Origin of the sequence: Streptomyces bullii, from assembly GCF_042657145.1 — a bacterium.
Classification (GTDB): Bacteria; Actinomycetota; Actinomycetes; order Streptomycetales; family Streptomycetaceae; genus Streptomyces; species Streptomyces bullii.
Genome location: NZ_JBHSNY010000010.1, coordinates 418,939 through 438,758 on the forward strand (window position 1 = coordinate 418,939; position 19,820 = coordinate 438,758).

The 19,820-nt window shown below is 73.5% G+C and carries 19 protein-coding genes and 1 pseudogene; 6 read left to right on the forward strand and 14 right to left on the reverse strand.

Annotated elements, in window-relative coordinates:
* Positions 1–4: 4 nt before the first annotated feature.
* Both ACFPZJ_RS29090 and ACFPZJ_RS29095 read left to right on the forward strand, forming a co-directional pair.
* Positions 5–2,794, forward strand: coding sequence for an ABC transporter permease subunit (locus ACFPZJ_RS29090; RefSeq protein ID WP_381027591.1), 2,790 nt, complete (start codon positions 5–7; stop codon positions 2,792–2,794).
* Positions 2,791–3,438 carry an ABC transporter ATP-binding protein gene (locus tag ACFPZJ_RS29095; protein WP_381027595.1) on the forward strand — a complete coding sequence of 216 codons (648 nt, stop codon included), beginning with the start codon at positions 2,791–2,793 and terminating at the stop codon, positions 3,436–3,438. Before ACFPZJ_RS29090 ends, ACFPZJ_RS29095 begins: the two co-directional genes overlap by 4 nt.
* Positions 3,439–3,506: 68 nt before the next feature.
* Here the strand turns inward: ACFPZJ_RS29095 and ACFPZJ_RS29100 are convergent, their stop codons facing one another.
* Positions 3,507–4,145 (reverse strand): LysM peptidoglycan-binding domain-containing protein, encoded by a 639-nt coding sequence (locus ACFPZJ_RS29100; RefSeq protein ID WP_381027597.1) that lies wholly within the window; start codon positions 4,143–4,145, stop codon positions 3,507–3,509.
* A gap of 545 nt (positions 4,146–4,690) precedes the next feature.
* On the opposite strand from ACFPZJ_RS29100, the gene ACFPZJ_RS29105 reads away from it, so the two are divergent.
* Positions 4,691–5,473: a hypothetical protein gene (locus ACFPZJ_RS29105; RefSeq protein WP_381027600.1), complete on the forward strand. Its 783-nt coding sequence runs from the start codon at positions 4,691–4,693 to the stop codon at positions 5,471–5,473.
* A gap of 133 nt (positions 5,474–5,606) precedes the next feature.
* On the forward strand, positions 5,607–6,008 hold the full coding sequence (locus ACFPZJ_RS29110; protein ID WP_381027603.1) for a hypothetical protein: 402 nt from the start codon (positions 5,607–5,609) through the stop codon (positions 6,006–6,008).
* A 47-nt stretch (positions 6,009–6,055) separates the two neighbouring features.
* On the opposite strand, the gene der is transcribed toward ACFPZJ_RS29110, so the two are convergent.
* The 5 genes from der to aroH all read right to left on the reverse strand — a co-directional run bounded on the left by der (position 6,056) and on the right by aroH (position 10,573).
* Positions 6,056–7,552, reverse strand: a complete 1,497-nt coding sequence (gene der, locus ACFPZJ_RS29115; protein ID WP_381027606.1) for a ribosome biogenesis GTPase Der — start codon at positions 7,550–7,552, stop codon at positions 6,056–6,058.
* A 119-nt stretch (positions 7,553–7,671) separates the two neighbouring features.
* Entirely contained in the window at positions 7,672–8,382 is a 711-nt protein-coding gene (locus ACFPZJ_RS29120) for a lysophospholipid acyltransferase family protein (protein ID WP_381027609.1), read from the reverse strand.
* Positions 8,340–9,020: a (d)CMP kinase gene (gene cmk, locus ACFPZJ_RS29125; protein WP_381027612.1), complete on the reverse strand. Its 681-nt coding sequence runs from the start codon at positions 9,018–9,020 to the stop codon at positions 8,340–8,342. The genes ACFPZJ_RS29120 and cmk overlap by 43 nt, the downstream gene beginning before the upstream one ends.
* 108 nt (positions 9,021–9,128) lie before the next feature.
* Complete coding sequence (locus ACFPZJ_RS29130) at positions 9,129–10,214, reverse strand: prephenate dehydrogenase (protein ID WP_381027615.1); 1,086 nt, start codon at positions 10,212–10,214, stop codon at positions 9,129–9,131.
* On the reverse strand, positions 10,211–10,573 hold the full coding sequence (gene aroH / locus ACFPZJ_RS29135; RefSeq protein WP_381027618.1) for a chorismate mutase: 363 nt from the start codon (positions 10,571–10,573) through the stop codon (positions 10,211–10,213). Before aroH ends, ACFPZJ_RS29130 begins: the two co-directional genes overlap by 4 nt.
* A gap of 217 nt (positions 10,574–10,790) precedes the next feature.
* On the opposite strand from aroH, the gene ACFPZJ_RS29140 reads away from it, so the two are divergent.
* Together ACFPZJ_RS29140 and ACFPZJ_RS29145 are read left to right on the forward strand one after the other, a co-directional pair.
* Positions 10,791–11,207, forward strand: coding sequence for a Rieske (2Fe-2S) protein (locus ACFPZJ_RS29140; RefSeq protein WP_381027621.1), 417 nt, complete (start codon positions 10,791–10,793; stop codon positions 11,205–11,207).
* 22 nt (positions 11,208–11,229) lie between these two features.
* The gene (locus ACFPZJ_RS29145; protein WP_381027624.1) at positions 11,230–11,982 is read left to right on the forward strand and encodes a nucleotidyltransferase domain-containing protein; all 753 of its coding nucleotides are present in this window, start codon (positions 11,230–11,232) and stop codon (positions 11,980–11,982) included.
* On the opposite strand, the gene ACFPZJ_RS29150 is transcribed toward ACFPZJ_RS29145, so the two are convergent.
* From ACFPZJ_RS29150 to ACFPZJ_RS29185, 8 genes and pseudogenes are all read right to left on the reverse strand, one after another.
* A complete protein-coding gene (locus ACFPZJ_RS29150) occupies positions 11,908–12,657 on the reverse strand; it encodes a nucleotidyltransferase domain-containing protein (RefSeq protein WP_381027627.1) in 750 nt (249 codons plus the stop codon). The two genes, ACFPZJ_RS29145 and ACFPZJ_RS29150, sit on opposite strands and share 75 nt — an antisense overlap.
* Before the next feature lie 3 nt (positions 12,658–12,660).
* Positions 12,661–13,680: an ADP-ribosylglycohydrolase family protein gene (locus ACFPZJ_RS29155; RefSeq protein ID WP_381027630.1), complete on the reverse strand. Its 1,020-nt coding sequence runs from the start codon at positions 13,678–13,680 to the stop codon at positions 12,661–12,663.
* Positions 13,677–14,396, reverse strand: a complete 720-nt coding sequence (locus ACFPZJ_RS29160) for an NUDIX hydrolase (protein ID WP_381027633.1) — start codon at positions 14,394–14,396, stop codon at positions 13,677–13,679. The genes ACFPZJ_RS29155 and ACFPZJ_RS29160 overlap by 4 nt, the downstream gene beginning before the upstream one ends.
* An 81-nt stretch (positions 14,397–14,477) precedes the next feature.
* Positions 14,478–15,542: a pseudouridine synthase gene (locus ACFPZJ_RS29165; RefSeq protein WP_381027636.1), complete on the reverse strand. Its 1,065-nt coding sequence runs from the start codon at positions 15,540–15,542 to the stop codon at positions 14,478–14,480.
* Positions 15,542–16,225 carry an SMC-Scp complex subunit ScpB gene (gene scpB, locus ACFPZJ_RS29170; RefSeq protein ID WP_381027639.1) on the reverse strand — a complete coding sequence of 228 codons (684 nt, stop codon included), beginning with the start codon at positions 16,223–16,225 and terminating at the stop codon, positions 15,542–15,544. Before scpB ends, ACFPZJ_RS29165 begins: the two co-directional genes overlap by 1 nt.
* Positions 16,222–17,034, reverse strand: a pseudogene (locus ACFPZJ_RS29175) (segregation and condensation protein A); the annotation flags it as partial. The gene scpB and the pseudogene ACFPZJ_RS29175, both read right to left, overlap by 4 nt.
* A 951-nt stretch (positions 17,035–17,985) precedes the next feature.
* Positions 17,986–18,582, reverse strand: coding sequence for a hypothetical protein (locus ACFPZJ_RS29180; protein ID WP_381027641.1), 597 nt, complete (start codon positions 18,580–18,582; stop codon positions 17,986–17,988).
* Entirely contained in the window at positions 18,567–19,694 is a 1,128-nt protein-coding gene (locus tag ACFPZJ_RS29185; RefSeq protein ID WP_381027644.1) for a ParA family protein, read from the reverse strand. The genes ACFPZJ_RS29180 and ACFPZJ_RS29185 overlap by 16 nt, the downstream gene beginning before the upstream one ends.
* Positions 19,695–19,820 lie beyond the last annotated feature (126 nt).

The following is a 19,820-nucleotide window of genomic DNA, read 5'->3' on the forward strand; positions in this document are numbered from 1 at the left end:
GCCGATGTCCTCGCTGACGTACGACCTCACCCTGGCCGGCCTGTCGGTCGGCAGCGCCGCCGCGCTCACCGGGATCGGCCTGATCGTCACGTACCGCGCGACCGGCGTGCTCAACTTCGCGCACGGCGCGATCGCGATGGTGTGCGCGTACGTGCTGCGCCAGTGCGTGGTCGAGTGGGGCTGGCCGCTGTGGGCGGCGGCCGCCGTGACGCTGCTGGTCCTGGCGCCCGGACTCGGCGTGGTGCTGGAACGGTGCGTCTTCCGGCCCCTGTCGGTGCTGGGCAGCGACCCGGCGCAGACGCTGGTGGCGTCCATCGGGGTGTTCGTGCTGCTGGTCGGCGGGGCGGCGCTGCTGTGGGGGCAGGGCGCACGCGAGGACGCGCCGGAGCTGGTTGCGGACGAGCCGTGGGGTCAGCTGGCGGTGGTGCTGGTGCTGACCGCGGGGGTCACGGCCGTGATCCGCTGGACGCGGTTCGGCCGGGAGCTGAGGGCGGTCGTCGACGACCGGGAGCTCGCCGTGCTGGGCGGCATCGACGCGGACCGGGTCGCGGCGGTGGGCTGGGCGTTCGGCTCGTTCACGGCCGGGGTGACGGGTGTGCTGCTGGCGCCGTACGTACGGCTGGACCCGTACGGGCTGCCGCTGCTGGTGATGGAGGTGGTGGCGGTCGCGGTGGCCGCGCGGATGCGCAGCCTGCCGGTGGCGGTGGGGGTGGCGCTGGGCATCGGGGTCGCGCAGAGCCAGCTGACGCGGCTGCACCCCTCCGGGTGGGGCGAGCCGCTGCTCCAGGCGGTCGGCGCGAACCTGTTCGTCGTGCTGCTGCTGGTGGCGGCCCTGGTGCTGCCCGGCGTCGGCACCCGTGACGCGTTGCCGCGCACGGCCACGGCCCGCGTGCCGACCCCGCCGGGCGCCTGGATCGTGGCCGTGGTGCTGTTCCTGCTGCCGCTGGGTTTCGCGGGCCGGGACCTGCACACGTCGGTGCAGGTCCCGGCGCTGGGGGTGATCCTGCTGTCGCTGGTGGTCGTCACGGGCCGGGGCGGGCAGATCTCCCTCGGCCAGGCGGCGTACGCGGGCCTGGGCGCCCTGTTCACGGCGCTGCTGGCGGCGGGCCGCTTCCCGGGCCTGCCGCGTCTGCCGGAACTGGCCGCGCTGGCGGTGGCGGTCCTCCTGGTCGCTCCCCTGGGCGTGCTGACCGGCTGGCCGGCGATCGGCCGTCAGGGCCTGGCGCTGGCGCTGGCGACCTTCGCGGTCGGCGTCGGTGTGAGCCGCTTCGTCTTCGCCCAGCCCTACGCCACGGCCGGGCTGTCCCTGAGCCGCCCGGCGGGCTTCGACGGGGACCGCGCGTACTACGTGCTGGAGCTGGTCCTGCTGGCCTGCGCCCTGCTGGCGGCCCGGGCGCTGCGGCGGGGCCGCACGGGCCGCGCCCTGGCCGCCCTGCGGGACCACGAGTCCGGGGCGTCGGCGGCGGGCGTGCGGGTGCCCTCGCTGAAACTCCTGGCGTTCGTCTCGGGCGCCGCGCTGGCCGCCCTGGGCGGCGCCCTGCTCGGCATGGGGCTGCGCGCCTTCGACCCCGGCGCCTACGACCCCGTGCGCGGTCTGCTGTGGTTCGCGGCGGTCGTCGTGCTGGGCGCCGACAGCACACTCGGCGCCCTGGCCGCCGCGGCTCTCCTGGTCGGCCTGGACGCGGGAACGCGCGGCGGGGTCGCGGCGGCGGTGATCGGCCTCCTGGCGGTACTGGTGGGACGCCTGCCCGCAGGGCCGTACGAGGCGCTGCGCACGGCAGCCGAACGGCTCCGGCCGCGACGGCGGACGACCCTCACGCCCCTGGGCACACGGGTCCGCGCGCGACTCCGGCCGGGCGAGCGGGAGGCACCGCGCCGTGCCGCCCTGACGGGGGTGACGGCGGTGGGCGTCGCAGACGCGGCCCACCGCGGCGGCCGGTCCACGGCCGCGGCCGGCCGCCCCACGGCCCGGGACGAAGGCGCCGGTGGAGGGCGGCCCCCTCGCGGTCGTCCCGGCCCCGGGCGTGCCGTTGCCGGCCGGACTCCCCCGGCGCCCGGGAGCGGCCCCGCCCCCGGCGGCCCACCCGGCCCCCGGCCCGCCCCCGCCCTCACCGCCCGTGGCCTGCGGGCGCGTTACGGCAGCTTCACCGCACTCGACGGGGTGGACCTCGATCTGCCGCCGGGGCGGATCACCGCCGTCGTGGGACCCAACGGCGCCGGGAAGAGCACGCTGTTCCACTGTCTGGCCGGGACCCTGCGCCCCGCGCGCGGGGTCGTGCGGTTCGACGGCCGGGACATCACGCGGCTGCCCGCGCACGCCCGCACGCGGCTGGGCATCGCGCGGACCTTTCAGCAACTGGCCGTGTTCCCGACGCTGACGGTGGCCGACAACGTCCGCGTGGGCGCCGAGCAGGGGCGGGTGAGCGACCCCGGCGCCGTGGAGCGGACCCTGCGGCTGCTGCGGCTCGACGGGCCGTTGCGGGCCCTGCCCGCCGCGGGACTGCCCACCGGCACGCTGCGCCGCGTCGAACTGGCCCGGGCCCTGGCGGGGAGCCCACGTGTGCTGCTGCTCGACGAGCCCGCCGCCGGCCTCGACACCGAGGAAGTGGCCGCGCTGACCCGGGTGCTGAAGGCCCTGGCCGCCGACGGCACGGCCCTGCTGGTCGTCGAGCACGACCTCGACCTCGTCGCCGACCTCGCCGACGACGTGCACGTGATGGCGGCCGGCCGGATCGTCGCCTCCGGCCCGCCCGGTCGGGTCCTGGACGCCTTCGGAACGGCGGCCGGGCCATGACGGTCATCTCCCTGCGCCACGCGCGCGTGCGCTACGGCCCCCTGGAGGCTCTGCACGGCGTCACCCTCGCCGCCCCCGGCCCCGGCCTCACCGTCCTGCTGGGCCGCAACGGCTCCGGCCGGACGACCGCCCTGCGCGCGCTGGCCGGCACCGTGCCCCTGTCCGGCGGCGCGGTGCTGTGGGACGGACGTGACGTGACCGGCGTACCGGCGTACGAGCGGGCCCGGCGCGGGCTGTGCCTGGTACCGGAACGGCAGGCCGTGTTCGGGTCCCTCACCGTCCGGGAGAACCTCGAACTCGCCGCTCCCGCGCACGATTCCGCCCTCGACGCCTACCCGCAGCTGCGGCCCCTGCTGGAGCGCCGCGCCGGCACCCTATCCGGCGGCGAGCAGCGGATGCTGGCCCTGTCCCGTGCCCTGCTGGCACGCGCGCGCGTGGTGCTCGTCGACGAGCCCGCGCAGGGCATGTCGCCCCCGGTCGCGGCCCGCACGTACGCGCTGCTGGGCTCGCTCGACGCGTGCGTGGTCGTCGCCGAACAGCGGCTGCCGCCCGCCCTGCGCGACCGTACGTCCTTCGTGTACGAACTGCGCCGCGGCACCGTCGTGTTCGCGGGCGAGGCGGCCGAGCTGCGGCGACGGGGCTGACCGGCACCGCGCGCCGGGAAGGCCCCGCCCGGACGGACCGAGCGGGGCCCGACGCGGCGGCGGGCGGCCTAGATCTCGAGACGCTGGCCGGGCACGATCACGTTCGGATCGCCGCCGATGACGGCCTTGTTGGCCGCGTACAGACGCTCCCAGGTGGTGCCGTGCCGGGCGGCGATGCCGCTCAGCGTGTCGCCCGCACGGACGGTGTAGTCGCCGCGCGACGAGCCGCGGTCGGTGTGCCCCGGCGAGCGCGCGGGCGCCGTCGACGGCTTCGCCGGTGCCGCCTCGGTGGTGACGGAGCCGGACCCGCCGGCCGCGGGTGCGCTCCCGTACGCCCCGGCGCGTGCCGAGCAGGTCGGCCACGCGCCCCACCCCTGTGCGCGCTGGACCTTCGCGGCGACGGTGATCTGCTGTTCCTTGGTCGCCTGGTCGGCGGTCGGCGCGTAGGCCGTGCCGCCGTACGCGCGCCAGGTGGAGGCGGAGAACTGGAGTCCGCCGTAGTAGCCGTTACCGGTGCTGATGTGCCAGTTGCCGCCGCTCTCGCACTGGGCGATGCGGTCCCACACTCCGCTGTCCGCCGCCGCGGCGTCGCCGGTGGCGGCCAGCAGTCCGAGGGGCGCGAGCAGTGCCGCCCCGGCGAGGACCGCCGCCGTACGCGCCTGCGTCTTCCGAGCGCTGTCGCGAGTGTTCTCGGCACATTCGGACATGTAGTTCCCTCTCGAACAGCTCGGGGTCCCCCGAGGCGGGACGCCACTCGCCGCGCACGGACGCGTGAGTCGCGCTCGCCCCGTCCGCCGAAGGGTCGTGCGGTGAGCAGGCGCCGAAGACGACGCGCGGCCGGCGGACGTACCCGAGCGGTGCTCGTTGCACACGGCGGAGGAATGTAGGGAGCCCGCCCGGCCGGTATCAAGCAACTCCTTGTCATCCGAGGCCAGTTTGCCGTTACCACCGGTATCAGCGATTTCCGGACACCCACTTCATTCGCTGATTTCCGGATTTGTCGTCCCGTGACCTCGGCGATCTGTGACTCACTTCACCTGTTCAACGCCGTTGACGGCCGGGGGAGTTGACGGTGAGTGCCCGATTCCGGAGTGTGCGTGACCCTGCGCGCAGGATGGTGCGATTCCGTTCGCCGGAAGGCGTGACTCCCGCCACAGATCGCCGTTGTCTTCTTCATGAGCCGGGGACCCACCCGGACCACGGGCCGGGAGCCACCCGGCCTCGTCACGCACGCATCCCGAGGGAGCCACCCGTGCCGCGCATGCTCGACGTCAGCGACGAGGTACGCGCCGAGATCGGCGATGAAGAAGCCGACCGCCTGCTCGCCGGAGAGACCGCCCCGGGCAGTTACGACTGCACGTCCTGCCGCACCCCGGGCGACTGCGAGCAGGAGCGCACCAGCACCGTCCTGTTCATCGGGGACGAGACCGCCGTCCTCGCCTTCGCCCACGCCGGCTGCCTGCCCTCACAGGTCGTCAAGGTCACCGAGGAGCAGTTGCAGGGCGCCGTGCGGTCCATCTCCGGCGGCAGCGCCGAGCTGGAGCCCGAGAGGGTCGCGCCCGAGCAGGCCGTGCTCGGGGTGACCAGCGGACTGGTCCTGATCTCCGGGGAGTTGCACCCGGCCCTGGTCGTCGAGCCGACCTCGCCCATCGCGCGGCCCGGCGCGACCGGCGGCGGCGACGACTTCCTGCCGCTGCTCATCGAGCAGGGCTTCATGCCGCTGAGCGAGCTGTCCGCCGTACCGCCGGTGCTCCACGGCTGGTCCGTGCTGCTCGCCGTGGGCCAGCTGCACGCCGTGCTCCAGCCCGGCGCGGACGGCGGCCGGCCGGTGGCCTGGTGGCAGGCGCACCAGCCGCTCCAGGTCACGGACGGCTGGCGCACGGCCGCCAACAAGCATCAGCAGGTGCTGCTGTTCGCGGCGCCGGTGGGGTCGATCGGGCGTCAGCCGCGTGAGGACCTGCTGCGGGACGCCCTGGACAAGGCGGCGGCCAACGGGCAGCTGGTCGGTGCCGCGCTGCCACTCGCCGGGACCTGAGAGCACCTCCGGCAAGGGCGCCGTGGCCCGTCCGGCGGCCGCGAGGCCGTCGCTGCTGCTCCGCGGTTCCTCCGCGCCCTTTTGGAGTGCTGTCCAGCCGCATCTCTTCCGGATCGGGATCGTTTGGACATACGTGCACGCATACGACGTTCCCCGCCGCCAGTCCTTCGTGCCGGTGCCCTCCGCGCGCCCCGCCCAGGACTCCCAGGGCGGCCCATCGGCCACGCCGATCTACGACGCGCTCTACGCCGAGTACGTCGAGTCCTTCCGCGCGCTGCCCGGCGATCGCAGCGGCGAGGAGAAGCTGGGCTTCACCGCCTTCGGGAACATCCCGCACAGTACGGGCTCCTACGGCGGCCACGGCTCGGGGACGTACGGCGGCTCGTACAGCGCCTACAGCGCGGGGGCGCACAGCGCCCGGCACAGCACCGGCCATCAGCCGCAGTGGCAGCGCGTCGGGACCATCGGCCCGCAGGGCACGGGGACGCATCATGTGCCGCCCGCGCTGCCGCCGGCCCGGCGCGGCGGCCTCTGACCGGCCTGCACGCGGAAGGGCGGCCCCTGCGGGGGGCCGCCCTTCTGTCACTTCTTCTTCGCGCCGCGCTTCTCGCGCACCCGCACCGAGATGTGGATCGGCGTTCCCTCGAAGCCGAACTCCTCGCGCAGCCGGCGCTCGATGAAGCGCCGGTAGCCCGCCTCGATGAAGCCGGAGGCGAAGAGGACGAACCGCGGGGGCTTGGTGCCCGCCTGGGTGCCGAACAGGATGCGCGGCTGCTTGCCGCCCCGGATCGGGTGCGGGTGGGCGGCGACCAGTTCACCGAGGAAGGCGTTCAGCCGGCCCGTCGGCACGCGGGTCTCCCAGCCGGCCAGGGCCGTCTCGATCGCCGGGACCAGCTTCTCCATGTGCCGCCCGGTGCGCGCCGAGACGTTCACCCGCGGCGCCCAGGAGACCTGGCCGAGCTCGGTCTCGATCTCCCGCTCCAGGTAGAAGCGGCGCTCCTCGTCGAGGGTGTCCCACTTGTTGAACGCGAGGACCAGCGCGCGGCCCGCCTCGACGGCCATGGTGATGATGCGCTGGTCCTGCACCGAGATGGACTCGGAGGCGTCGATCAGGACGACCGCCACCTCGGCCTTCTCCACCGCCGCCGCGGTGCGCAGCGAGGCGTAGTAGTCGGCGCCCTGCTGGAGGTGGACGCGCTTGCGGATGCCCGCCGTGTCGACGAACTTCCAGGTGACGCCGCCCAGTTCGATGAGCTCGTCGACCGGGTCGCGGGTGGTGCCCGCGAGTTCGTCGACGACGACGCGCTCCTCGCCGGCCACCTTGTTCAGCAGCGAGGACTTGCCGACGTTCGGGCGGCCGATGAGGGCCACGCGCCGCGGACCGCCGAGGCCGCCCGCGCCGAACGACTCGCGCGGCGCCTCGGGCAGGACCTCCAGGACCTGGTCGAGCATGTCGCCGGTGCCGCGTCCGTGCAGCGCCGAGACCGGGTACGGCTCACCCAGGCCCAGCGACCACAGGTACGCGGCGTCGGCCTCGCCGCTCGGGCCGTCCACCTTGTTGGCGCACAGCACGACCGGCTTGCCGGCCTTGCGCAGCAGTCGTACGACCGCCTCGTCGGTGTCGGTGGCGCCGACCTTGGCGTCGACGACGAAGACGACCGCGTCGGCGGCCTCGATGGCGTACTCGGCCTGCGCGGCGACGGAGGCGTCGATGCCGAGGACGTCCTGCTCCCAGCCGCCGGTGTCGACGACCTTGAAGCGGCGGCCCGCCCACTCGGCCTCATAGGTGACGCGGTCGCGGGTGACGCCCGGCTTGTCCTCGACGACCGCCTCACGGCGGCCGATGATGCGGTTCACCAGAGTCGACTTGCCGACATTGGGGCGGCCGACGACGGCGACGACGGGCAGCGGGCCGTGCCCGGCCGCCTCGATGGCGCCCTCGACGTCCGCGCGGTCGAAGCCCTCTTCCGCGGCGAGCTCCATGAACTCCGCGTACTCGGCGTCGCCGAGAGCCCCGTGGTCGTGCTCGTGCGCGCCTTCGTGCGCGTCCGAGCCGTCGGGCTGGATGTGGTCGTTCATGAAGTCCGTACCTCGTCGTTCATCGTGGTGGTCGGTGGAGCACCGGCCGTTGTCGGGTGGTGATCCACTACTCAGTGTCGCCCGGCGCCCGGTCGGCCGCCCGGCGTTTTCCGGCGCCGTCAGACGCCGGGGTCCGGGCGGCGGCCGGTGAGCCGTCCGGCGTGCTGCAGGTGCGCGGTGAGCTGCTTCTGGATGCGTTCGGTCGCCTCGTCCAGCGCCTTGCGCGTCCGCCGTCCGCTGCCGTCACCCGCCTCGAAGGGGTCCCCGAAGACGACGTCGACCCGGGACCGCAGCGGAGGCAGCCCCTTTATCAACCGTCCTCGCCGCTCGGAACTTCCCAGGACGGCGACCGGGACGATCGGCGCGCCGCTGCGTACGGCGAAGTAGGCGAGCCCGGCGCGCAGCGAGGCGAAGTCGCCCCCGCCCCTGGTGCCCTCGGGGAATATCCCGAGGACTCCGCCGTTCTCCAGCACGCCCAGCGCCCGGGTGATGGCGGTGCGGTCGGTGGTCTCGCGGTCCACCTTCAGCTGGCCGATGCGGGTCAGGAACGGGTCGAGCGGGCCGACGAACGCCTCCTTCTTGATCAGGAAGTGCGTCGGCCGGGGGGCCACGCCCATGACCATCGGGCCGTCGATGTTGTGGGAGTGGTTGACGGCGAGGATCAGCGGGCCGGTCGCGGGCACCTTCCAGGCGCCGAGCACGCGCGGCTTCCACAGCCCGTACATCAGGCCGACGCCGATGCGCCGCCCGACCTCGGCGCCCTTCTGCGACGGCAGGGACGGCTCGGTCACTTCCCGGCCCGCTTCTCCTCGACGAGGGTGACGACGCACTCGATGACCTGCGCCAGCGTCAGGTCGGTGGTGTCCACCTCGACGGCGTCGTCCGCCTTGGCGAGCGGGGAGGTCTTGCGGCTGGAGTCGGCCGCGTCCCGCTTGATCAGCGCCTCGCGGGTGGCGTGGACGTCGGCGCCCTTCAGCTCGCCGCTGCGGCGGGCGGCGCGGGCCTCCGGGGAGGCGGTGAGGAAGATCTTCAGGTCGGCGTCGGGCAGCACGGTCGTCCCGATGTCGCGGCCCTCGACGACGATGCCCTTCTCGGCGGAGGCCGCGATGGACCGCTGCAGCTCGGTGATCCGGGTCCGCACCTCGGGCACCGCGCTGACCGCGCTCACCTTGGAGGAGACCTCCTGGGTGCGGATGGGGGCGGAGACGTCGACGCCGTCGACCGTGATGGCCGGGTTGGCGGGGTCGGTGCCGGACACTATCTCGGGCTTGCCGGCCGCGGCGGCGATCGCAGCGGGGTCGTCGATGTCGATGCCGTTGTTCACCATCCACCAGGTGATCGCCCGGTACTGGGCGCCGGTGTCCAGGTAGCTCAGGCCGAGCTGGGCCGCCACGGCCTTCGACGTGCTCGACTTGCCGGTGCCGGCGGGGCCGTCGATGGCGACAATCACTGGCGTGGCGCTTTCCACAGTGGGGTACCTTCCTGGACCGACTGGCGGGAGTGGGGGCGCGACTGCCCTGCACAAGGTTACTGGGTGCGCGTCCCCCGATCGGCCCAGCCCGGCGCCGTGCCCCCGCTACTGCCGGATCGCCCAGCCCCTCTCCCGCAGCGCAGCGGTGAGTACCGGCACCGCCTTCGGCTCGACCATGAGCTGCACGAGACCGGCCTGCTGGCCCGTGGCGTGCTCGATCCGCACGTCCTCGATGTTGACGCCGGCCGCCCCCGCATCCGCGAAGATGCGGGCCAGCTGGCCCGGCTGGTCGTCGATGAGGACCGCCACGACCTCGTAGGCCCGCGGAGCCGACCCGTGCTTGCCGGGGACCCGGACCTGGCCGGCGTTGCCGCGGCGCAGCACGTCCTCGATGCCGGTGGTGCCCTCGCGGCGCTTGTCCTCGTCGGAGGACTGCAGGGCGCGCAGTGCCCGCACGGTCTCCTCCAGGTCGGCGGCGACGTCGGTGAGCAGGTCGGCGACCGGCCCGGGGTTCGCGGAGAGGATGTCGATCCACATCCCGGGGTCGGAGGCGGCGATCCGCGTCACGTCCCGGATGCCCTGCCCGCACAGCCGTACGGCCGCCTCCTCGGCGTGCTCCAGGCGCGCGGCGACCATGCTGGAGACCAGGTGGGGCATGTGGGAGACGAGGGCGACGGCTCGGTCGTGGGCGTCGGCATCCATGACGACCGGCACGGCACGGCAGTGGGAGACCAGTTCCAGGGCGAGGTTCAGCACCTCGGTGTCGGTTTCCCGGGTCGGGGTCAGCACCCAGGGGCGGCCCTCGAAGAGGTCTCCGGTGGCGGCCAGCGGGCCGGACTTCTCCCGGCCGGACATGGGGTGCGTGCCGATGTACGCCGCCAGGTCGATCCCGCGCGCCTCCAGCTCCCGGCGCGGGCCGCCCTTGACGCTGGCGACGTCGGCGTAGCCGCGGGCCACACCGCGGCGCATGGCGTCGGCCAGCACGTCGGCCACGTGCGCGGGCGGCGCGGCGACGAGCGCGAGGTCCACGGGCCCGTCGGGCGCCTCGTCCGTGCCGGCGCCGAGCGCGGCCGCGGTACGGGCCTGCTCCGGGTCGTGGTCGGCGAGGTGGACGACGACGCCCCGCTGGGTGAGGGCGAGGGCGGCCGAGGTGCCGATGAGGCCGGTGCCGATGACGAGTGCGGTTCTCACTGGGCGATGTCCTTGCGCAGGGCGGCCGCGGCGCCGAGGTAGACGTGGGCGATGTCGGCGCGGGGCCGGTCGGACTCGATGTGCGCGAGGACCCGGACGACGCGGGGCATGGCGCCGTCGATGTCCAGTTCCTGCGCGCAGATCAGGGGCACGTCGACGATGCCGAGCTTGCGGGCCGCGGCCGCCGGGAAGTCGCTGTGCAGGTCGGGCGTGGCCGTGAACCAGATGCTGATCAGGTCGTCCGCGGTGAGCTCGTTGCGTTCCAGGATGGCCGTGAGCAGGGCGCCGACCTGCTCGTCCATGTGGCCGGCCTCGTCCCGCTCCAGTTGGACGGCGCCCCGGACCGCTCGTACCGCCACGGCGTTGCTCCTTGCTGACGTGCGTGTGTCTCGCGTGTGCGTCCAGCGTAGTCAGCGCGCGCTGCGGCGTTGCACCGCGCCCGCCCGCTGAGACAGGGGGACGGGACAGGGACATGGGGCAGGCGTGGAGCGGGCCACCGGAGGACACCAGGTCCCTTTTGGGGGATTTAGTCGCGGTTTCTTCTTCTCAGGCGGTTTCAGTGCCAAGATGCACCCCATGACCCAGAGCGTGACGCGACGCACGGTTCTTCTCGCGGCAGGCGCGGCGGCGGCGACCGCCGGCTGCGGCGGCGGCAGCGACGGCGATGGCGACGGCGACGGCGACGGTGCCACGAGCGTCTCCCCCGGCCAGGAACTCACCACGACCGGTGACATCCCGGTCGGCGGCGGCCGGATCTTCAAGGAGGAGAAGGTCGTCGTGACCCAGCCCGAGCAAGGCGAGTTCAAGGCCTTCTCGGCGGTCTGCACCCACCAGAACTGCCTCGTCGCCGCCGTCGCCGACGGCACCATCAACTGCACGTGCCACAACAGCCGGTTCCGTATCGCCGACGGCTCGGTGGCCCGGGGACCCGCGACCAGACCGCTGCCCGAGAAGCAGATCGCGGTGGAGGGAAATTCCATCCGCCTGGCGTGATGCTCCGCGTACGCTCCCCGGCATGCGCCCCGAGACGCCCGAGACCCTGGTACGCGACCACACGATCTACGCCTGTGTCATGGGGTCGCGCGCCTTCGGTCTGGCTACGGACGGCAGCGACACGGACAGGCGGGGCGTCTTCCTCGCGCCGACACCCCTGTTCTGGCGCTTCGACAAGCCTCCGACGCATGTCGAGGGCCCGGGCGAGGAGCAGTTCAGCTGGGAGCTGGAACGCTTCTGCGAGCTGGCCCTGCGCGCCAATCCGAACATCCTGGAGTGCCTGCACTCCCCGCTCGTGGAGTACGTCGACGACACCGGCCGCGAGCTGCTGGCCCTGCGCTCGGCGTTCCTCTCCCGCCGGGTCCACGAGACGTTCATCCGCTACGCCCACGGCCAGCGCCGCAAGCTGGAGGCGGACGTCCGCAACCACGGCGCCCCGCGCTGGAAGCACGCGATGCACTTGCTGCGGCTGCTGATGACCGCGCGTGACCTGCTGCGCACGGGCACGCTCACCGTCGACGTCGGCGACCGGCGCGGGCCGCTGCTCGCGGTGAAACGCGGCGAGGTGCCCTGGCCGGAGGTCGACGCCCGGATGACCCGCCTGGCGCTGGAGGCCGAGGAGGCCGCCGGGCGCAGCCCGCTCCCCGCGGAACCGGACCGGCGGCGCGTGGAGGACTTCCTGGCCCGCTCCCGCCGGGCCTCAGCCCTCCAGGCGGACGCGGATCACGAGGTCGTGCAGGGCGTCGTGGGCGGCGGGCGCCTCCGGCAGGTCTGACGCCTGCTGGGCCTCGTCCAGCACGCCGTGCAGCCGCTCCACGTCGGCCCGCACGCGCGCGTGGTCGACATCGGCCGCCCCGTGCTCACGGTCCGCCTTGGCGGCGACCAGCTCCGGCAGATAGGCGGGGGCGTCGACCTGCTCCAGCAGCGTCGGCAGGTGGGCCTGCACCTCACCGCTGCGCATCAGGTGGATGCCGGTCAGCAGGACACGGAAGGTGTACAGCAGCGGCTTCAGCTCCCCGGTCCTGTCGAACAGCCGCCACTGGGTCGTCGCGAAGCCCCGGTAGTGGTGGGCGTGGTGACGGGTGAGGACTCCGGGCGCGAGCGCGGCCAGTTCGCGGTGCGCTTCGGTGGTGTGGACGACCAGCGGGGAGAGCAGTTGCTCCAGCACGTAGCCGTTGCGGCGCAGCATCAGCCGTACGAACTTGCGCAGGTCGTGCGTGACCAGGTCCATCTCGACGCCGTCCCGCAGCCACATCTTCGACCGCGTCTCCTCCGGCTCGCGCAGACCGACCAGGGCGGCGGTCGGCAGCAGGTGCGCACCCCGCAGGTCCACGTCCGAGTCGCGGGACGGGAAGCCGTACAGGTGGGCGCCGGAGACGGTGGCGAACAGCACCGGGTCTGGCTGCTCGGCCACCACGGGCGTCAGGTCGATGTCCAGGGCGTCGATCACCGCTCAAGCGTCCCAGAGCGCTCCGAGGGCCAGCAGGTCGCCCCGGTACTCGACGCGGTCGGCCCACTCGGTGGGCCAGGCGTCCGCGCCGAGGTACGCGCCCGCGAAGGCACCGGCCAGGCAGGCGATCGAGTCGGAGTCGCCGGAGGAGCAGGCGCCGCGGCGCAGCGCGGTGACCGGTTCGTCGACGAACAGCAGGAAGCACAGCAGCCCGGTCGCCAGCGCCTCCTCGGCGATCCAGCCCTCACCGGTGGCCAGGCACGGGTCGGTCTCCGGCGAGACGGTCCGCACGGCCCGCTGGAGCCGGTCGAGGATGGCCAGGCACTCGTCCCAGCCCCGGGCGATGAACTGCTCGGGCGTCGGGTCCTCGGCCCGGGTCCACAGGTCACCGAGCCATCGGTGGTGGTAGTGGCTGCGGTTGTCCAGGGCGTACGAGCGCAGCAGGCCGATCAGCCCGGTCGGCTCGGCCCCCTGCGCGAGCAGCCGTACGGCGTGCGCGGTGAGGTCGGAGGCGGCGAGCGCGGTGGGATGCCCGTGGGTGAGGGCGGACTGCAACTGGGCGGCGCCCGCGCGCTGTTCGTCGCTCAGGCCGGGGATCAGGCCCAGGGGGGCGACGCGCATGTTGGCGCCGCAGCCCTTGGAGTGGATCTGGCTGGCTTCCTGCCAGGGCCGGTCCGCCCGCTCCAGCAGGCCGCAGGCCCGGATGCAGGTGTTGCCGGGGGCGCGGTTGTTCTCCGGGGACCGGTTCCAGGCGATGAACTCCTGCCGCACGGCCTCGGCCATGTTCTCGGGACCCAGCACGCCCCGGTCCATCGCCGACCTGAGCCCCCGCCCCAGCGCCAGCGTCATCTGCGTGTCGTCGGTGACGATCGCCGGAGTCGGCAGTTCCGTCCGGCGCCACGGCCCGCACGTGGCGAGGATCGTCGGCACGTCGCTGAACTCGGTCGGGTACCCGAGCGCGTCCCCGAGGGCGAGGCCCGTGAGCGCTCCGGTGGCGGCTTGCTTGCGGACGGTGGTGGTCATGCGGGGCGTCCTTCCCGGGTCGGTCGCAGCAGAGGCGGATGCAGGGTGGCGGCGGTGCCCGCGCGGTACAGCGCGGCGGGCTTGCCCCGGCCGCCGGTCAGCCGCGCGGCGCCGGGAAGGGGCTCGACGAAGCCCGGGGTGGCGAGCACCTTGCGGCGGAAGTTGGGCCGGTCGAGGGCCGTGCCCCACACCGTCTCGTAGACCTGCTGGAGCTCGCCGAGGGTGAACTCGGGCGGGCAGAAGGCCGTGGCGAGGCAGGTGTACTCGAGCTTGCCGCCGACGCGTTCGTGGGCGTCGGCCAGGATCCGGTCGTGGTCGAAGGCGAGCGGCCCGGCCGTGTCGTACGGCACCCAGCGGGCCTGCGCCGCGTCGCTGCCGCCGTGCGCCTCGGGCGCGTCGGGCAGCAGGGCGGTGAAGGCGACGGACACGACCCGCATCCGGGGGTCGCGGCCGGGCTCGCTGTACGTCCGCAGCTGCTCCAGATGCAGTCCCGAGACGTCCGACAGGCCGGTCTCCTCGGCGAGTTCACGCCGGGCGGCCGTCTCGGCGGACTCGTCCGGGTGCAGGAACCCGCCGGGCAGCGCCCAGTGGCCCGCGTACGGCTCCTGCCCTCGCTCGACGAGCAGCACGTGCAGCGCACCGGCGCGGAGCGTGAACACGGCGAGGTCGACGGTGACGGCGAAGGGTTCGTGGGCGTACTTGTCGTAGCCCCGCATGACCTCCACCCCCTTTTATAGTCAGCACGACCATAAAAGGGGGTGGGGTCTGCGCTCAACCCCCTGAGCGCTCAAGAGTTCCTAAAGGTCGACTTCCTTCATCAGCATGCCGACCTCGGTGTTGGACAGCCGACGCAGCCAGCCCGACTTCTGGTCGCCCAGGGTGATCGGCCCGAAGGCGACCCGCACCAGCTTGTCGACCGGGAAGCCGGCCGCGGCCAGCATCCGGCGCACGATGTGCTTGCGGCCCTCGTGGAGGGTGACCTCCACCAGATAGTTCTTGCCGGTCTGCTCGACGACCCGGAAGTGGTCCGCGCGCGCGTAGCCGTCCTCCAGCTGGATCCCGTCCTTGAGCTGCTTGCCCAGGTCGCGCGGGATCGGGCCGACGATGTGCGCGAGGTAGGTCTTCCGCACGCCGTACTTGGGGTGGGTCAGCCGGTGCGCCAGCTCGCCGTGGTTGGTGAGCAGGATGACGCCCTCGGTCTCGGTGTCGAGGCGGCCGACGTGGAAGAGCCGGGTCTCGCGGTTGGTGACGTAGTCCCCGAGGCACTGGCGTCCCTCGGGGTCCTCCATCGTCGAGACGACACCGGCGGGCTTGTTCAGCGCGAAGAACTGGTAGCGCTGGGTGGCGACGGTCAGTCCGTCGACCTTGATCTCGTCCTTCTCCGGGTCGACCCGCTTGCCCTGCTCCAGGACGATCTCGCCGTTGACCTCGACGCGGGCCTGCTCGATCAGCTCCTCGCAGGCGCGCCGGGAGCCGTAGCCCGCGCGCGCGAGGACCTTCTGCAGCCGCTCGCCCTCCTGCTCGGCGCCGGGGAAGGTCTTCGGGAGCTTGACCTCCTTCTTGCCGGCATACCGCTCGCGGTTGCGCTCCTCGATCTGCGCCTCGTACTCGCGGGGCCGCGCCGGGGCCGTACGCCCGCGCTGCTGGGGCTGCTTGGGCCCGCCCTTGGCGCCGCCGCGGGCCGCGCCGCCGCGCCCCGCCTTCGGACCGTCCTTCGTCGCCCCGGGGCCCACGTCGTAGCGGCGCTCCTCGGGGCGGGGCTTGCGGGGGCGACCCTGCCCCTGCTTTTCGTCCCTGTTGTTGCCGGCACCGCGGTGGTTGCCGCGCCCGCCGTGTCCGCCGTTCCTGCCGCTGCTTCGCATCAAAGTTCCGTCTGGTCGTCTTCGTCGTCGGTACCCGGGGTGACCGGGCGGCCCGGCGCGTCGTCGGGCGCGTCCGGGTCGAACGACGGTACGCCCTCCTGGGTCTCGGCCTCGATCGCCTCCGCCTCCGGGAGGAAGGGCGCGAGCTCGGGGAGCTCGTCCAGACCGCGCAGGCCCATCCGCTCCAGGAAGTAGTTCGTCGTCCTGTACAGGATCGCACCTGTTTCGGGTTCCGTGCCCGCCTCCTCGACCAGACCCCGCTGCAGGAGGGTGCGCATCACGCCGTCGCAGTTCACTCCGCGGACGGCGGAGACCCGGCTGCGGCTGACCGGCTGCCGGTAGGCGACCACGGCGAGGGTCTCCAGCGCGGCCTGGGTGAGACGGGCCGTCTGGCCGTCCAGGACGAGCCGCTCGACGGCCGCGGCGAAGGCGGAGCGCGTGTAGAACCGCCAGCCGCCCGCGACGAAGCGCAGCTCGAAGCCGCGCCCCTGCACGGTGTACTCGTCGGCCAGCTCGCGCAGCGCGTCCGCGACCTGGCGTCTGGGCCGCTCCAGTATCTTCGCCAGGTGCTCCTCGGTCGCGGGCTCGTCCACGACCATGAGCATCGCCTCCAGGGCGGGTTTGAGATCGAGGCCGGCGACGGAACGCGGCCCGGCCGGGACGTCGGTGGCCTGCTCGCTCACTTCTTCTCCTCCTGGGGCTGCTCGGGCGGCCGGTCGAACTCGTCGGTGACCGTCGGCGTCTCGTCCCCGTCCCCGCCGGTCCAGCGCACCAGCAGTTCGCCGAGAGCGGTCTCCTGCTCCAGCGCCACGGCTTTCTCGCGGTACAGCTCCAGCAGCGCGAGGAACCGGGCCACGACGGTGAGGGTGTCGTCGGTGTCCTGGACGAGGGTGCGGAAGCTGGCCTCGCCGAGCTCCCTCAGCCGGGCTACCACGATCCCGGCCTGCTCCTGCACGCTGACCAGCGGCGCGTGGATGTGGTCGACGTACACCTGCGGCTTGGGCTTGGGCTGCATCGCCTTCACGGCGAGCCGGGCGAAGCCCTCCGGCCCGATGCTGATGACGACCTCGGGCAGCAGATCGGCGTGGTGCGGTTCGAGACCGACGGTACGGGGATAGCGCCGGGCCTCCTCGTCCAGCCGGTGGCTGAAGATCTCGGAGATCTGCTTGTACGCGCGGTACTGGAGCAGGCGCGCGAACAGCAGGTCCCGGGCCTCCAGCAACGCCAGGTCGCCCTCGTCCTCCACCTCGGCGGCCGGCAGCAGCCGGGCGGCCTTGAGGTCGAGCAGCGTGGCCGCGACGACGAGGAACTCCGTCGTCTCGTCGAGGTCCCAGTCCGGCCCCATGCCCCGGATGTGCGCCATGAACTCGTCGGTGACCTTGGACAGCGCGACCTCGGTGACGTCCAGCTTGTGCCTGGAGATCAGCTGGAGCAGCAGATCGAAGGGACCCTCGAAGTTGGCCAGGCGAACCTTGAAGACACCGTCGCCGGACGCACCGGACCCGTCGGGGGTGTCTGGGGCGGCGGGGGCGGCGGGGGCGGGCGCGTGGAGGGACTCCCCTTCTCCGGCCGACGGCCGGGCAGCGGATTCCGACTCGAACTGGTCCTGCTGGGCCCCCGACTCCGGCCGGTCCCGCCGAACGTGCGGCTCGGCGCGATCCTGCCGAACCCCCGGCTCTGCCCGGCCCTGCCGGGCCTGCAGCTCGGACCGACCCTGCTCGGCGCGATCGTGCCGGACCCCCGGCTCCGGCCGATCCTGCCGGGCCCCCGACTCTGCCCGGCCCTGCCGCGCCTGCGGCTCGGACCGACCCTGCTCGGCGCGATCCTGCCGGACCCCCGGCTCCGGCCGATCCCTCCAAACCTGCGGCTCGGGCCGGTCCTGCCGGCCCTCCGGCTCAAACCGGTCCCTGCGAACCTGCGGTTCGACAGGCGTGCCCCCGGACACCGACTCGGCAACGACGGCCGCGAACGCCTCCCCCGGCTGCCCTGCGACGCCGTCCCGGACGCTGTCCGGCCGCTCGGTTCCGCACTCTTCAGGTCCGGGACGCCCGGTCCCGGCCTCCCCCGGCTGCAACGGGCGGGCCGGGGCCTCCTCGGCGTCCTCCGGCGATCCGGGGTCCGTCTCCACGCCCTCGGGCTGCTCGGCCGCGCGCACCCGGGCCTCCGGCCGGCCGGCCCCGGTCGGCCGGCCGGCCGGGGACGCCGCGGGCGGAGCCGCCACCGGCCCCGCCGCGTGGTCACCCTGGGCGCGCTGTCCCGCCGCCGGAGACGGAGGCGCCGCGTCCGGTTCCGCGGCCGACGCTACGGCCACCGGCTCGGCGCCAGGCGCGACCGGCTCACCTCGCGAAGCGCCCGGACCCCGTCCCAGCGCACGCCGACGACCGGCCGAGCCGGAAGGGGGGACCGAGGAGCCGTTCGAGGTCATAGCCCCCGCAGGCTACCCCTACCGCCCGCGCAGCCGTCGTACGAGGATGCTGGCGTCCCCGCGGGTCTCCAGGTCGGCGAGGACGACGGCGACGGCCTCGCGGACGATCCGCCCGCGGTCCACGGCCAGCCCGTGCTCGCCGCGGAGCACGAGTCGGGCGTGCTCCAGGTCCATGAGCTCCTCGGCGGACACGTACACGGTGATCTTCTCGTCGTGGCGTTCCCGGCCGCTGGGGCGGCGCGTGGCCGCCCGCCCGCGCTTGCGCGGCGCGGCGGCACCGGACGCGCCGGCACCGGCCGGCGTCGCGGCAGAACCTTCCTGCGCCGTCTGACGCCGTCCCGAGCGCTCCGCGGACCCGCCCCGGCTGCGGGACTCCCCGGCCTCGGCCGGCTCCGCCTCCGCTGCGACGTGCTCCGCGCCCTCGCCGTCGCCGCCCTGCGCGGGCACCGACTGCGGGGCGTCCTCGAGCGCCGCAGCCGCGTCGCCCTCCCCGGCGGGAGCGGGTACCCGGGCGTCGCCGTTGGCCTGGCGCCTGGGTGTGGACGGCTGCAGCGCCATTCCCCCTGTCGTACGGAAGAGTTCGTCGGCCCCCGGCAGACTCACTCGGCGTGACACCGGGCGAGCACCTCCCTGGCGAGCTGGCGGTAGGCGGCGGCACCGACGGAGTTGGAGGCGTACGTGGTGATCGGCTCACCGGCGACCGTGGTCTCCGGGAAGCGGACCGTGCGACCGATGACCGTGTGGTACACGTGGTCGTCGAAGGCCTCGACGACACGCGCGAGCACCTCACGGCTGTGCACCGTGCGCGAGTCGTACATCGTGGCGAGGATGCCGTCGAGCTCCAGCTCGGGGTTGAGCCGCTCCTGGACCTTCTCGATGGTCTCGGTCAGCAGCGCCACACCGCGGAGGGCGAAGAACTCGCACTCCAGGGGCACGATCACCTTGTGGGCGGCCGTCAGCGCGTTGACCGTGAGCAGGCCGAGCGAGGGCTGGCAGTCGATCACGATGTAGTCGTAGTCGGGCAGCAGCGGCTTCAGCGCGCGCTGGAGCGTCGACTCGCGGGCGACCTCGGAGACCAACTGGACCTCGGCCGCCGACAGGTCGATGTTGCTGGGCAGCAGGTCCATGTTGGGGACCGCGGTCTTCAGCAGCACCTCGTCGGCCGCCATGCCCCGCTCCATGAGCAGGTTGTAGACGGTGAGGTCGAGCTCCATGGGATTGACGCCGAGGCCGACCGACAGCGCGCCCTGCGGGTCGAAGTCCACGAGGAGGACACGGCGTCCGTACTCCGCGAGCGCGGCACCCAGGTTGATGGTCGACGTCGTCTTGCCGACGCCGCCCTTCTGGTTGCACATCGCGATGATCTTCGCGGGGCCGTGGTCGGTGAGAGGGCCCGGGATCGGGAAGTACGGCAGCGGACGTCCGGTCGGGCCGATGCGCTCCCGGCGCTGTCTGGCCGCGTCGGGCGCGAGAGTGGCCGCGTACTCGGGGTCGGGCTCGTACTCCGCGTCGGGGTCGTAGAAGTGCCCCTCGGGCAGTTCGTCGTAGTCGGCGAAGTGGTTGTGGGGCGCGCCACTTCCGTCGCCGGCCATGGCGTTCACGTGATGGCCATCCATCTTCTGGTGTGCTGTGTGAGTCGCCTGCTGACTCTGGTGGGCTGCGAAGGTGCGCACAGCGACGGAGCCGACAGCCTCGAACCCCGCGGAGCCCTGGCCCCGTGCAGGCATTCCTGGTTGACCACCCCCGGGAGTAAATGTCGACTCATTCACAAGTCGTCTTACCTCCTTGGTGACCAGGAAACTTCTAGACAGGTCAGCGTGGCACCATGCCGACGGTTGGCGACTCTATGGCGT